Source organism: Pseudomonas sp. LBUM1649 (assembly GCF_059716155.1).
In genome coordinates this window covers 4,331,275-4,343,948 of record NZ_CP166807.1, presented here as the reverse complement: position 1 = coordinate 4,343,948, position 12,674 = coordinate 4,331,275, and the positions used below count along the sequence as shown (strand labels likewise).

16 protein-coding genes are annotated in these 12,674 nt (G+C 60.2%); 7 read left to right on the top strand and 9 right to left on the bottom strand.

Annotation, left to right across the window (positions count from 1 at the left end; genetic code table 11):
- Positions 1-14: 14 nt before the first annotated feature.
- Together betA and ACA058_RS20085 are read left to right on the top strand one after the other, a co-directional pair.
- Positions 15-1,703 carry a choline dehydrogenase gene (gene betA, locus ACA058_RS20090; protein WP_497639972.1) on the top strand — a complete coding sequence of 563 codons (1,689 nt, stop codon included), beginning with the start codon at positions 15-17 and terminating at the stop codon, positions 1,701-1,703.
- A 160-nt stretch (positions 1,704-1,863) separates the two neighbouring features.
- Positions 1,864-2,322, top strand: coding sequence for a GNAT family N-acetyltransferase (locus ACA058_RS20085; RefSeq protein WP_497635590.1), 459 nt, complete (start codon positions 1,864-1,866; stop codon positions 2,320-2,322).
- A 1-nt stretch (position 2,323) separates the two neighbouring features.
- On the opposite strand, the gene ACA058_RS20080 is transcribed toward ACA058_RS20085, so the two are convergent.
- Both ACA058_RS20080 and ACA058_RS20075 read right to left on the bottom strand, forming a co-directional pair.
- Entirely contained in the window at positions 2,324-2,635 is a 312-nt protein-coding gene (locus ACA058_RS20080) for an NIPSNAP family protein (RefSeq protein ID WP_497635589.1), read from the bottom strand.
- Positions 2,636-3,005: 370 nt separating this feature from the next.
- Positions 3,006-3,911: a LysR family transcriptional regulator gene (locus tag ACA058_RS20075; RefSeq protein WP_497635588.1), complete on the bottom strand. Its 906-nt coding sequence runs from the start codon at positions 3,909-3,911 to the stop codon at positions 3,006-3,008.
- Positions 3,912-4,041: 130 nt separating this feature from the next.
- Here ACA058_RS20075 and ACA058_RS20070 point away from each other — a divergent pair, with 130 nt between their 5' ends.
- Complete coding sequence (locus ACA058_RS20070) at positions 4,042-4,872, top strand: oxidoreductase (RefSeq protein WP_497635587.1); 831 nt, start codon at positions 4,042-4,044, stop codon at positions 4,870-4,872.
- Positions 4,873-4,998: 126 nt separating this feature from the next.
- On the opposite strand, the gene ACA058_RS20065 is transcribed toward ACA058_RS20070, so the two are convergent.
- Together ACA058_RS20065 and ACA058_RS20060 are read right to left on the bottom strand one after the other, a co-directional pair.
- The gene (locus ACA058_RS20065; protein ID WP_497635586.1) at positions 4,999-5,400 is read right to left on the bottom strand and encodes a cupin domain-containing protein; all 402 of its coding nucleotides are present in this window, start codon (positions 5,398-5,400) and stop codon (positions 4,999-5,001) included.
- A gap of 33 nt (positions 5,401-5,433) precedes the next feature.
- A complete protein-coding gene (locus tag ACA058_RS20060; protein ID WP_497635585.1) occupies positions 5,434-6,183 on the bottom strand; it encodes an SDR family oxidoreductase in 750 nt (249 codons plus the stop codon).
- Between the two features lie 202 nt (positions 6,184-6,385).
- Between ACA058_RS20060 and ACA058_RS20055 the strand changes: the two genes are divergently transcribed.
- Positions 6,386-6,775 (top strand): c-type cytochrome, encoded by a 390-nt coding sequence (locus tag ACA058_RS20055; protein ID WP_497635584.1) that lies wholly within the window; start codon positions 6,386-6,388, stop codon positions 6,773-6,775.
- 35 nt (positions 6,776-6,810) lie between these two features.
- On the opposite strand, the gene ACA058_RS20050 is transcribed toward ACA058_RS20055, so the two are convergent.
- Genes ACA058_RS20050 through ACA058_RS20030 form a run of 5 tightly spaced genes read right to left on the bottom strand, consistent with a single transcriptional unit; the run spans position 6,811 to position 10,587 of the window.
- Positions 6,811-7,695 (bottom strand): ChaN family lipoprotein, encoded by an 885-nt coding sequence (locus ACA058_RS20050; protein WP_497635583.1) that lies wholly within the window; start codon positions 7,693-7,695, stop codon positions 6,811-6,813.
- Between the two features lie 48 nt (positions 7,696-7,743).
- Positions 7,744-8,511, bottom strand: a complete 768-nt coding sequence (locus ACA058_RS20045; protein ID WP_497635582.1) for a heme ABC transporter ATP-binding protein — start codon at positions 8,509-8,511, stop codon at positions 7,744-7,746.
- Positions 8,511-9,494, bottom strand: a complete 984-nt coding sequence (locus ACA058_RS20040) for a FecCD family ABC transporter permease (RefSeq protein ID WP_162135896.1) — start codon at positions 9,492-9,494, stop codon at positions 8,511-8,513. Before ACA058_RS20040 ends, ACA058_RS20045 begins: the two co-directional genes overlap by 1 nt.
- Before the next feature lie 50 nt (positions 9,495-9,544).
- Positions 9,545-10,444: a heme/hemin ABC transporter substrate-binding protein gene (locus ACA058_RS20035; protein ID WP_497635581.1), complete on the bottom strand. Its 900-nt coding sequence runs from the start codon at positions 10,442-10,444 to the stop codon at positions 9,545-9,547.
- A 20-nt stretch (positions 10,445-10,464) separates the two neighbouring features.
- Positions 10,465-10,587 (bottom strand): hypothetical protein, encoded by a 123-nt coding sequence (locus ACA058_RS20030; RefSeq protein WP_497635580.1) that lies wholly within the window; start codon positions 10,585-10,587, stop codon positions 10,465-10,467.
- Between the two features lie 259 nt (positions 10,588-10,846).
- Here ACA058_RS20030 and ACA058_RS20025 point away from each other — a divergent pair, with 259 nt between their 5' ends.
- Genes ACA058_RS20025 through ACA058_RS20015 form a run of 3 tightly spaced genes read left to right on the top strand, consistent with a single transcriptional unit; the run spans position 10,847 to position 12,401 of the window.
- A complete protein-coding gene (locus ACA058_RS20025; protein ID WP_497635579.1) occupies positions 10,847-11,395 on the top strand; it encodes a PAAR domain-containing protein in 549 nt (182 codons plus the stop codon).
- Entirely contained in the window at positions 11,392-12,117 is a 726-nt protein-coding gene (locus tag ACA058_RS20020) for an N-acetylmuramoyl-L-alanine amidase (protein ID WP_497635578.1), read from the top strand. Before ACA058_RS20025 ends, ACA058_RS20020 begins: the two co-directional genes overlap by 4 nt.
- Positions 12,114-12,401: a hypothetical protein gene (locus ACA058_RS20015; protein ID WP_497635577.1), complete on the top strand. Its 288-nt coding sequence runs from the start codon at positions 12,114-12,116 to the stop codon at positions 12,399-12,401. The genes ACA058_RS20020 and ACA058_RS20015 overlap by 4 nt, the downstream gene beginning before the upstream one ends.
- Positions 12,402-12,674 lie beyond the last annotated feature (273 nt).

Here is a 12,674-nt window from a genome sequence, read left to right as displayed (position 1 = left end):
TGACCACGCAAAGAATGACCACGCAAAAATACGACTACATCATCATTGGCGCAGGCTCGGCAGGTTGTGTGTTGGCCAACCGCCTGAGCGAAGACCCGGCCACCTCGGTGCTGGTCCTGGAATTCGGCGGCAGCGACAAGAGCGTGGTGATCCAGATGCCCAGTGCGTTCTCGATCCCGATGAACACCAAGAAGTACAACTGGCGCTACGAAACCGAGCCGGAAACCTACCTCAACGGCCGGCGCATTCATTGCCCACGGGGCAAGGTGCTGGGTGGTTCGTCGTCGATCAATGGCCTGGTGTACATTCGCGGCCACGCGTTGGATTTCGACGAATGGGAATCCCTCGGCGCCCAGGGCTGGGGTTACAAGAATTGCCTGCCGTACTTCAAGCGTGCCGAAAGCTACGAGTCCGGTGGCGACAGCTATCGCGGGCAGACCGGACCGCTGCACACCACCAACGGCAACCACATGAAAAACCCGTTGTACGGGGCCTGGGTCGAAGCCGGTGCCGAGGCGGGCTACATCAAGACCGAAGACTGCAACGGCTATATGCAGGAAGGTTTCGGTGCGATGCACATGACCGTGAAGAATGGCGTGCGCTGCTCCACGGCCAATGCTTATCTGCGTCCGGCCATGGGCCGTCCGAACCTGACGGTGATCACCCACGCGATGACTCGCCAGGTGATCCTCGAAGGCAAGCGTGCCGTGGGCATCATCTATGACCACGGTGGCCAGACCCACCAGGTCTATTGCAACAAGGAAGTGCTCATCTCATCCGGGCCTATCGGTTCGCCGCACCTGCTGCAACGCTCCGGCATCGGCCCGGCCGAGGTCCTGCGCAAGGCCGGGATCGCCGTGCGCCATGACCTGCCGGGGGTAGGGGAGAACCTGCAGGATCACGCCGAGGTGTACATTCAGTTCGGCTGCAAGGAACCGGTGACGCTCAACAGCAAGATGGACCCGCTGAGCAAACTGATGATCGGTTTGCGCTGGCTGCTGTTCAAGGACGGCCTGGGCGCCACCAACCACTTCGAGGCCGGTGGATTCATCCGCTCCGAGAAGGGCCTGCGCTGGCCGGACATTCAGTTCCACTTCCTGCCGGCAGCGATGCGTTACGACGGCAACAAGCCGATCAAGGGCCACGGTTTCATGGTGCTCACGGGCCCGAACAAACCGAAAAGCCGTGGCTATGTGCGGGTGCGATCGGCCGATCCGTACGAGCACCCGGAAATCCGCTTCAACTACCTGCAACGCGAAGAAGATCGCGAAGGCTTCCGCCGTTGCATCCGCCTGACCCGGGAGATCATCGGCCAGAAGGCCATGGACCGTTTCCGCGACGGCGAAATCGCCCCCGGAGCGCTGGTGACCAGCGATGAAGATCTCGATGCCTTTGTCCGTGACAACCTCGAAAGCACTTACCATCCGTGTGGCTCGTGCCGCATGGGCGAGGACGACATGGCGGTGGTGGATTCCGAGCTGCGGGTGCATGGCATCCAAGGGTTGCGAGTGATCGACTCTTCGGTGTTCCCGACCGAACCGAACGGCAACCTCAATGCGCCGACCATCATGCTCGCCGAGCGGGCTTCGGATCTAGTTCGCGGGGTGAAGATGTTGCCGGCGTCGGATGTGCCGGTGGGGCTGGTGGAGAACTGGGAAAACAGCCAGCGCACGACGTTGCCGGGGCGTAACGTGCGGGTTTGACACAATCCAATGTGGGAGCGAGCCTGCTCGCGAAAGCGGTGGGCCAGTCAACATCAATGTTGAATGTTATGGCCCCTTCGCGAGCAGGCTCGCTCCCACAGGAAAAATTCGATTCCCATTGCTAGGCTCAAACTCCCCCAGACCGCAATGGAGCACCCTCATGGCTATCCTGGCCCTGCGCGCTGACGCCTCCCACATCGAAAAAATCGCCCCGTTGTTCGATGCCTATCGCGGCTTCTACGGCCAGCCGTCGAACCTGCCCCAGTCGCGCAACTTCATCGCCGAACGCATCGCCCGCGACGAGTCGGTGATTTTCTACGCCGAGGACGCCAACGGCGAAGCGCTGGGTTTCGTGCAGATGTTCCCGACCTTTTCCTCCATCGATGCGCACCGCACTTGGCTGCTCGGCGACCTGTTCACCACGCCCGCCGCCCGGGGCAAAGGCGTTGGCACGCTGCTGATGAACACCGCCCGCGACTTTGCGCGGTTGATGGGAGCCAAAGGCATGTCCCTGGAAACCGCCACCGACAATTTCAGTGCCCAGCGTCTGTATGAGTCACTGGGCTATGCGCGCGATCCGGGCTACTACACCTATTGCCTGGATCTGCAACAAGACTGAATCAGGCGTCGCCAAACACCGGCCGCAGAAAGGTCCGCTCATAGCTGAGGATGAACTTTTTCTCTTCGGCGAATTTGAAGGCGGCGATGCACTGCGCGTCGTTCATCGATTGTTGTCGGTAACTTTCGTAGGCGGCGAGGCTTGGAAAGCTGAACATCGCCATGGCAATGTTGTTGGCGCCTTCCGACGGCAGGAAATAGCCGTGATGCTGGCCGCCGAATTTTTCCACCAGGGGAATCCACAGTTTGCCGTAAAGCTCGAAGGCATCGAGCTGGTAGGGATCGATAACGTATTTCAGGTAGCAAGTGATCATCGGTTCTCTCTCTGGGCTAAAAGTTTTCAGCAGATTGTATGACCCACGCCGTCACCTGCGGGCACGTCTTCGCCTGTTTATAGACGCCCGGGTAAAGACGCTGGACGTCCTGGCAAAAGTGCAGCAGGGCGCGGCCTCAGGATGAAGTTCTCGCCGCCGAAGGTAGACAACAGTCGTTGTGGACGCCATGGCGCAGCGCGATTTGCTCGTCCACGACCGGAGTCTATTGTCTGAAGGAGCAAGCTTGCTCGCGATGGACGAAAACGATAACGCGCTCTGTCTGAAGGATCGCGTATTCCGGACGTTTTTCGCGAGCAAGCTCGCTCAGGTATCACAAAGCAGAGGCGGCCTCGGGTTTTCACGGGCAATGCTATCGTGGACTGACCTCCCGTGCGGCGCGGGCAAATTCGATGAAAGCCTTGAGCGTTGCCGGCACATGCCGTCGGCTTGGATAGTACAGATGCAGGCCGGGGTAGTAGGGGCACCAGTCACCCAGCACCTGGATCAGGCTGCCGTCGGCAATCTGCGCCTTGACCATGTCTTCAAAGAGGTAGGTCACGCCGACGCCCTGCAACGCCGGGCCGACCATCAGGCTGACGTCGCCCAGGGTTAGCGGGCCGTCTATTTCGATTTCCTGGACGATCCCGCCACGTTCGAACTCCCAGCGATACAACGCGCCACTGGGGAAACGATGGCGGATGCACGGCAGGCCATGCAAATCCTCGGGTTTATGCGGAACGGGATGTTTGCGGAAAAATTCCGCTGAGCCCACGACCACGGAGCGCATGTAGCTGCCAATCGGCAGGGAGACCATGTCCGCCTCCAACCGAACGCCGAAACGGACTCCGGCGTCAAAGCCCTGCGCCACTACATCGACCAGCGCATCGTCCGTCACGATCTCCAGTTTCACGTCCGGATAGGCTTCGAGGAACCTGCTGGCAAGCGGCAACAGCACCAATTCGGCGGCCTGGCGACCCGCGGTGATTCTCAAGTTGCCCGAGGGTTTGTCGCGAAAATTGTTCAGGTCTTCCAAGGCATCGTCGATATCGCGAAAGGCAGGTTTCAGTCGCGCAAAGAGACGCTCGCCGGCTTCGGTCAGGCCCACGCTGCGGGTGGTGCGATTAAACAGCCTGACGCCGAGTCTGTTCTCCAGGGTGCGCACCGCATGGCTCAGCGCAGAAGGCGTCAGCCCCAGTTCGACCGCTGCCCGGCTGAAATTCAGATGCGTGGCCACACACAGGAAGGTCGAAAGGTCAACTGCCGAAGGCGCTTTCATATGTGAATGCCTTTCATAAAGTCATGCAATATTACTGGGATTATCACATCACTAATGCAGTTTTAAAGTTGCGTCAACTCATCAAGAAAGCCCGGCAATAACGCTCGGGTCGCTGACAGGAGGAGTTGAAATGCGTACTTGGTTCATTACTGGGGCTTCCCGTGGTTTTGGTACTCTCATCGCAGAACGTGCTCTGCGTGCCGGCGACGCGGTCATTGCCACTGCCCGTAAACCCGAAGAAATAACCGCCAAACTTGGCGGCCATCCAAACCTGCTGGCCGTGCGTCTGGACGTGACTCGCGAGGAGGAAGCGCATCAGGCCGTGGCAGAAGGCATCAAGCGTTTCGGCCGCATTGATGTGCTGATCAACAATGCCGGGTTCGGCGTGTTGGGGGCGGTAGAAGAAACCAGCGCCAGCGAGACCGAGCGTCTGTTCGCCACCAACGTCTTCGGCCTGCTCAACGTGACCCGCGCGGTACTGCCGCACATGCGTCGCCAGCGCTCCGGGCATGTGATCAACATTTCCTCCATCGGCGGCTACCAGGCCTACATGGGCTGGGGTGTCTACGGTTCCACCAAGTTTGCGGTGGAAGGTATTACCGAGGCGCTGCATCAGGAACTGGCGCCGCTGGGTATCCACGCCACGGTGGTGGAGCCGGGCTTCTTCCGCACTGACTTCCTCGACGAGCAGTCGCTGGTCAAGACCGCGCTGGAGCTATCGGACTACGATGAAACCGTGGGCGCGATGCGTAAATATGCCGAGTCCGCCAACCACGCCCAACCGGGCGATCCGGTGAAATTTGCCGAGGCCATGCTGGCCCTGGTCAATGCACCTAACCCGCCGCAACGTCTGGCACTGGGCAGCGATACCATCGCGCGCATCGAAGCAAAAAACCGTTTTGTCGCCCAGGAACTGGCGCAGTGGAATGAGTTGGCGCTGTCCACCGATTTCAACGACTGACGGCAGGAAATAAAATCCGGACCCCCTCACAGGGTTCCGGATTTTTTGTGCATGGGATTTGCCATTGCAGGAGCTAGCTTGCTACGGGTGGCGTGCCGACGAAAAAACCAAGGGCGCCACTGGGTATCAATCAACCGGGATGACCGGCGGCTTGTTCTGGTCCTTCAACAGAAAGACGACAAATTTGGCAGGCTTGTCCTTGCTGGCATTGCGGCCCACCGTGTGGATGTCATTGGGGCCTTCGTGGAAGCTTTGTCCGGGCATCAGCGTGACTTCCTTGCCACCCTTGACCCCCATGACGATGGTGCCTTCGAGCACATAGATGAAGCCGTGGGCGTCGTGCCGATGAACCGGGTCGGCACCGCCCGGTGGGTATTCGACGGTGAGCATCAGTACTTCCTTGCCGGGGTAATCGGGAAGCGCGGTGACCGACACTTCCTTGACATCCGGGTGCGGCGCGTCGGCGGCCAGGACCCGGGCCGGCAGGGTGGACAGTGCAAGCAGGGCGAGGAGAACGTAGGTTCGCATGAGACGCTCCTGATGAAGTTAGCGGGCTGACTGCTAGACGCCGGCGCTTTTGAGCCATTGATCGAAGTGAATCTTGCCGAGGATGGGATTGGCACCCGGGGTCAGTGATTGGTCGTTGATTACTGCGCCGTAGTAACCGGCGTTATCGTCGGTAATCACTTCGCGCGCATCCCCGGTGTGTTGCAGATACGTTTTGGCAAACGACACCAGAGGTTGCTTGTCGGGCCCCGCCCCCTCCTCGGTCTTGCCAGTGGGTGGCGCCACGGCAATTTTAGCCAGTGCCGCGGCGACATCGGCCGAGGCAATTGGCTGCAGGGCGGCCGAGGTCAAGCGAGCGGTGTCGCCTTGCATGCTGTATTGGACAATGGCACCAATGAATTCGAAAAACTGCGTAGCGCGCAGGATCGAGTAGGGCACTCCGGCGTTCTTGATCAATTCCTCCTGGGCCATCTTGGCGCGGAAGTAGCCGCTTTCGAGCATTCGTTCCGTGCCCACCACCGAAAGCGCAACGTGATGTTTGACCCCGACGGCTTTCTCCGCGGCGGCGAGGTTGCGTCCGGATTTTTCGAAGAATTCGAGCACGGCAGCATCTTCGAACGAAGGTGAGTTGGCGACGTCGACCACCACGTCGGCGCCTTGCAGCGCTGCCTGCAATCCTTCCCCGGTGACGGCGTTGACACCGGTACTCGGCGTGGCGGGCACCACATCATGTCCACCTTCGCGCAGGAGTTTGCACAGTTGTGTTCCGATCAAGCCTGTACCGCCGATGACGACAATTTTCATGATTGAGCCTCCGTCTGTTGGTGTGGGGTGGCGGCTGCTCATGCCACGCACGTTGTGAGTAGCTAGTTTAGGCGGGCGAAAGCGGGGCGTGGTTGGCGGGATGGTCGGTAGGCTTGGGCCTCTTGCGTCTGAAAAGCTTCGGTTTAGTGCCTTGGTCATGCTCAAATGGCGGCCATTTTTTCGCTGCAGGCTGGAGCTGGAAATGAACAAAGCGGCTGTGATGACCCTCGTTTTGACCCTGGGTGCAGGCCTGTTCGCCACGCCAGCGAACGCCCAGGGTGATGCCGAGGCGGGCGGAAAACTGTTCAAGCGGGTGTGCGGTGGCTGTCATCAGGTAGGAGAGTCGGCGCGGGCTTTTTTTGGTCCGCAGCTCAACAATGTCATCGGGCGGGTTGCCGGGAGTACTACCGACTATCAGTACTCCGATGCCATGAAGTCATCCGGGATCATCTGGACCCGGGAAAAGCTCGCCGCTTACATCGAGGATCCGAAAGCCGTGGTATCCGGCACGCGGATGATTTTCTGGGGCATCAGCGATCGGGAAAAAATCGATGATCTGCTGGCCTACTTGCAGACCTTCCAGACACCGTAATCCTGGCAGATATATCGCGATCCTACAGGGATCTTTTAACGTCGCAATTTAGCGCAGTGATCCTGCTCCGGCTGCGCCGCCGTATACCACACGTAATCCGCGCTAACGGCGCTTACCGTCTTGCCCACTTCGGCCAGCACCAGCACTGCATTGCCCTGGCCAGCGCCGAGGTCTTGCAGATTCAGTGGCACCCCCAAATCCTTGCGCACATGGAACGCCCCTGCCAGCAACAGGGCTGGCGTCGGCGCCGCCAACAGGTGCTCGACCATGCGCCGGTCACGCTGCTGCTGTACGGCGAGCATCGCCGGCATCTGCGTTTCGGGCAACAAGCCGCAATGGGACTCGCGGATGTCCGCCAGCAATGTCGCTTGCACCTGTTGGGTAGTGGACGCTTCGCCGCTGAGCGTCGGACGCTGTTTGTAGATCTGGATGATCTGCGCCAGGTCCAGGTTGGCCGACAACAGCGGGTAGGGTTGGTGCAGGGCGTAAGTCACCAGTGCGCCGTAAACGCCCCAATCCCAGTTGGCTTGCCAGGACAGTGCCTGGTACGGGTCGGCCGGCGGTTGACCGGCACGGGTGGCGGCCTGTGCCGCATTGACTTTTGCCTGTTGGTCGGGGTTGAGCATTTCCATCAACAGGCTGCCTTGCGGACGTTGCGCCGCCAGTTGGCGCAGCAGCCACAGTTGCAAGGCATGGTGATCGGGATTGTCGTGTTGTTCACCGACCAGCACCCGCGGCGCAACCGCCAGGCGTTCGACCAGCTCTTGCGGGGTGAGGGTGCGCCCGCTGGCGAGTTCGCGGATCACCCCGAGATCGGCGTGATCTCGCCCCTGCAGGGCGATCGCTGGCGGTGGCGGCGATACGTAATGGGACTGGCAGGCAGCCAGCAGGCTGAACAGGCATAACAGCACAATGCGCATCGGTTTTCCTTACTAGACGGTGCCCCCTCACACGGGAGGGGGCGGATATCAGCGCGCGATAATCAACGGGTGGCCGCGTTCCGGGTGCTGGTGAATCAGTACCTGCAGCCCGTACACCGCCTCCAGCGCTTCGGCGGTCAGGACTTCGTCCGGCGTACCGTAGGCGTGGGGGCGACCGTCCTGCAACAGCAACAGGTGATCGCAGTAACGCGCCGCCAGGTTGAGGTCGTGCAGAATCACCAGTACCGCTGCACCACGCCCGGCGAAATCACGCACCGCTTGCAGAATGGTGTGCTGGTGCAGCGGATCGAGCATCGAGGTCGGCTCGTCGAGCAGCAGGGTCTGCCCCTCGGCACCCGGCCACAATTGCGCGAGCACCCGCGCCAGGTGCACGCGCTGGCGTTCGCCACCGGACAAGGCCAGATAACTGCGCCCCGCCAGGTGCAGGGCGTCGGCGACACTCAGGGCCTGGGCGACGATTTGCGCATCGCGCACGCGTCCGCTGGCATGGGGCAGGCGACCCATGCCCACCACTTCATTGACCGAGAAGGCAAAGTTCAGGCTCGAACTCTGGGGCAATACCGCCAGGCGTCTGGCCCGCTCCTGACCCGGCCAGTCGGCCAGAGGACGATCGTCGAGGCTGACCGTGCCTTCGTTGGCCGGCAGCTCATCGCACAAGGCGGCGAGCAGGGTGCTTTTACCGGCGCCGTTGGGGCCCAGCACGCCGAGGACTTGACCCGGATGCAACTGGATATCGATGCCCGCCAGCACGGTGCGACTGCCGCGCCGCACCAGCAAGTTGTTGGCCCGCAGCATCAGGAACGCCCCCGTACCAGCAGATAAAGGAAGAAGGGTGCACCGATGAGTGCGGTGACGATACCGATCGGCAACTCGGCCGGTGCCAGCAGCAAACGGGCGACCAGATCGGCCAGCAACAACAGGCTGGCACCGGCCAGCAATGAAGCCGGCAGTAACACCCGATGATCCGGACCGACCAGCAGTCGCATCAGGTGCGGCACCACCAGACCGATAAAACCGATCAGGCCTGCCGCTGCCACCGCGGCCCCCACACCCAGCGCCGTGCACAGCACCAGCTCAAGCTTGATCCGCTCGACATTGAATCCCAGGTGACGGGCTTCGGATTCCCCCAACAGCATCGCATTGAGCGCCGCCGCGCGACGCGGCAACCACAATGCCACGCCCACCGCCACGATCAGCAATGGCCACAGGCGTGGGTAGCTGGCGCCGTTGAGGCTGCCCAGGTTCCAGAAGGTCAGGGTGCGCAGCGTGGCGTCATCGGCCAGGTAAGTGAACAGACCGACTCCGGCCCCGGCCATGGCCGTCATCGCCACGCCTGCCAGGAGCATGGTGGCGACGTTGGTCTGGCCATCGCTGCGGCCGAAGCGATACACCACCGCCGTGACGATCAGGCCACCGACGAAGGCGCACACCGATAACAGGTACGGCTCGATGGCAGGCGGCAAACCGCCCAGCAGGCTGCCGCCGACAATGGCGACAGCCGCGCCCAGCGCCGCGCCGCCGGACACCCCGACCAGCCCCGGGTCCGCCAGCGGATTGCGAAACAACCCTTGCATGGCCACGCCGGACAACGCGAGCACCGAGCCGACCGCGATGCCCAGCAAACTACGCGGCAAGCGGATCTGACCGAGGATCAGCTGCGCCTGTTGGCTGTCGCCGCCATCCACCGGCAACCCGAGCAGCCGCAGCCCGGCCAGCAGCGTATCGCCCAGCGGCAGGCTGACCGGCCCCAGGGCCAGGGACAGCCAGAACACCAGCAGCAGTAACAGACCCAGGGTAATCAACATCGGCCGCGGCCGAACGATGGCTGTCATCGGTTGCTCTCTGTTGTCTGGAGCTCGGCAGTCTGCACCTGTGCCGACGGATAGAATGCCTTCGACAGTGTGTTCAGTGCGTCCGGCACTCGCGGACCCAGACCGCCGACCAGTAGCGTCGGGTCGATTATCAGCACCCGACCTTCACGACCGGCCGTGGTTTGCGCCAGGATCGGATTCTGCTCGAGCAGCGCTGCCCGCGCGGCATCGCCTTCAAGCTTGCCACCGGCGAAAATGATCACCTGTGGGTCCAGGGCCAGCATGGCCTCGTTGGACACCGGCTTGTAGCCGTTGTGGTCGGTGAGATTTTTCCCGCCGGACTGATCGATCATCCAGGCGGCCAGGGTGTCCTTGCCGGCGGCCTGGAGATTGCCGCCGGCATGGCTGAGCAGCATCAATACCCGAGGGGCGGGGTTGTGCTGTTGTACCTGCTTGACCCACGCCGCCTGTTGCTCCAGACGCTGCTGGTAACCGGCCATCAGCGCCTGTGCTTCAGCCTGTTTGCCGAGCAGTTGTCCGAGCTCGGTCAGGTTGTGTTGCAACGAGGGCACATTGGCCTTGATCGACAGCAGCTCGATGCGCACACCGGCAGCCTTGAGTTGCGCCAGTACCGGCGGCGGCCCCATTTCAGCGCTGCCCACCAGGATGTCCGGTTTCAACGCCAGGATGCCTTCGGCCGCTAGCGCCCGCTGGTAACCGATGCTCGGCAGGCTGTGCAATGAGCGCGGGTACTGGCTGGTGCTGTCGACACCCACCAGTTTGCCCTGGCCACCGAGGGCGACCACCCATTCGCTGAACGCGCCACCGGCGCTGACCCAGCGCTGGGGCAGGGCGTCGGCCACGGCCATTTGGCTCAGGAGCACGCCGGCGCAGGCCAGCAGTGATTTGATACGCATCAGGACGCTTCCTTAGTCGATCAGGACAGTGGCGGTTTCGGCCAGGGCACGCCGAACAACGGGATGACCCATTCACCGTCGGCATCGAAACCTTCGAAGCGGGTGATGATGCCATCGACGCTCGGCTTGCGCACACGCAACATGTTTGCATTGTGTAGGGCTGGCCTTATGCCGGGGATGCGGCATTTGCGCAGGGCCACTGTCCTTCTGTGTTCCGTTCTTCAAACCTGCGTTTGATGGCCGCTGCATTCCAAGGGACTGAATCAGAAACGTCCTACTTACTTTCGATGAACCAGGCTCTATCATCGAACAGTTGGCCGTTCTTCTCGCCCTCATTGTCCTGATTATCACCACCAAAAAGCTCCAAGGATAAGGAGCATCGAAATTGCAGAGGGATTCAGATTGAGAGCATTAGCCTGTCTTGGAGACAAAACCACATACGGCGAAGTCCTATCGGCTTCGGCAACATGGTTTGAAGGTAATAAAGCAATTGCTCAAACGGGCGACCTCGCTCGTTGCAGTAAGTGTAAGGGGGCGTTCCCTATCATAGGGACGGCTTTTGACTGGTCTGAACAACAACCCTATATTGCAACGGGCGATAAGGTAGCCTGTAGTTGCGCTGATCATGTGGTGTACGGTTCAACTACTCAATACACTACTGTTGCAACCAACTCTGTGCATGCCTCTGTCCAAGCGTCGAGCGTCGGGATTCCCACCCCAACTTCAACTCACTTCGCAAAATCTTTCGCCATCACCGATAGCCGCACTGGTCAGCCGCTGGCTAACCGGACTTACATTGCGCTGGTTGATGGATGCCGGAAAATAGGTCTCACAGACACTAACGGCATAGCTATTGTCGAGGCACCTACTGCAGGCTCGATGATCGAGCTTCACGTGATGTTCCAGGCCCCTGCGCGCGAGCTGACTGAGTTTTCGGAGGCGACCCTATGAGCGGAGCGACCTTTACGACGACAGCAAAAGCGCAGGAGGTGAAACCGGGCCAGCCGGCAATTCCTGTCTCCATCACCGTTAATGATCGCGCCGCCACACGCGAGGCGATTATCAAAAAGGTTCGAGCACTGAACGCAACGTTCGTCGAACGATCATCCTGGGGAGCGCTGAACGGCAAGACGGGCATGGTCATGGATTGGGATTACTCCATGATTGCCCTGCACCATGCAGGGCGAAGTCATAGCTGCACACCCGGTGCAGAACAGATGCAGGAGATACAAAAGGGTCATCTGAGTCAGAAGTACGACGATATCGGCTATCACTACGGGATCGACTGCACCGGACAGATTTTCGAAGGTCGTGATATCCGGCTTCAGGGTTCGAGCGTTTGGAAGTTCAACACTGGGTTGATCGGTATTGTACTACTGGAAAACCTGACAACGCCGGAAGAAGGGGGCGACTGGGTTGCCAAGGGGCGCATCGCCCTCGACAGCATCGGCTACAGCACCACAAACGTGATTCCGGCGGCTCAAATTGTCGCACTGATGCACCTGATCGATTCGCTGAAAAGCGTGTTCGTTATCAAACATTTTGGTGGGCATAGGGAGTACCCAGGGCAGGCTTCCGAAGGAAAAATCTGTCCGGGTAATATCGGGATGGAGTTGGTGAGAAATCTTAGAGTCAAGACCCATCTGTTGCCCCCTCCGGCGCCGCGAGAATGAAAAAGTTGTTGATTGCCGCGGTATTGGCGGTGCTGGCTGTGCTCTACCTCGGCTACTACGAATCCCTTGAAGATGGCGATATTGAGACCCACTTGTTCATCAAGAAATACCCGACGTTTCAGATGAGGTTTTACAACATCCACGCCAATGATGGTGAGATCAGGGAAGTCGAACGTCTTACGGACAAAGAACGAAAGTGGATCATCGACTACTGCAGGTATAGGCTCGGGATCGACACTGAGTTAAAAGTACAGAACGACATCGAGATGTGCAGTAAGAAATAGAGTCATCGCGGAATAAGACTTTCACGTACCGGCTGGTCATGCCCGATGGGCGAATTAAGCATGTGCAGATGCTCGCCAACCCGCTGCCGAGGTCGGCGAGGGTTTGGGTATTGATCAGTATCCCGTACGCCACGATCAGCCACATCAGCCACACCAACAGGTTTTCCAGCGGCTTGAAACTCAGACCGAGCAAGAGGCGATACGTCTTCTGGCCTGAGTCGTGCTGCATCTTGCTGCCGGTTAATTTTAGAAGGGGGTGCGCGCTGCGGGCGT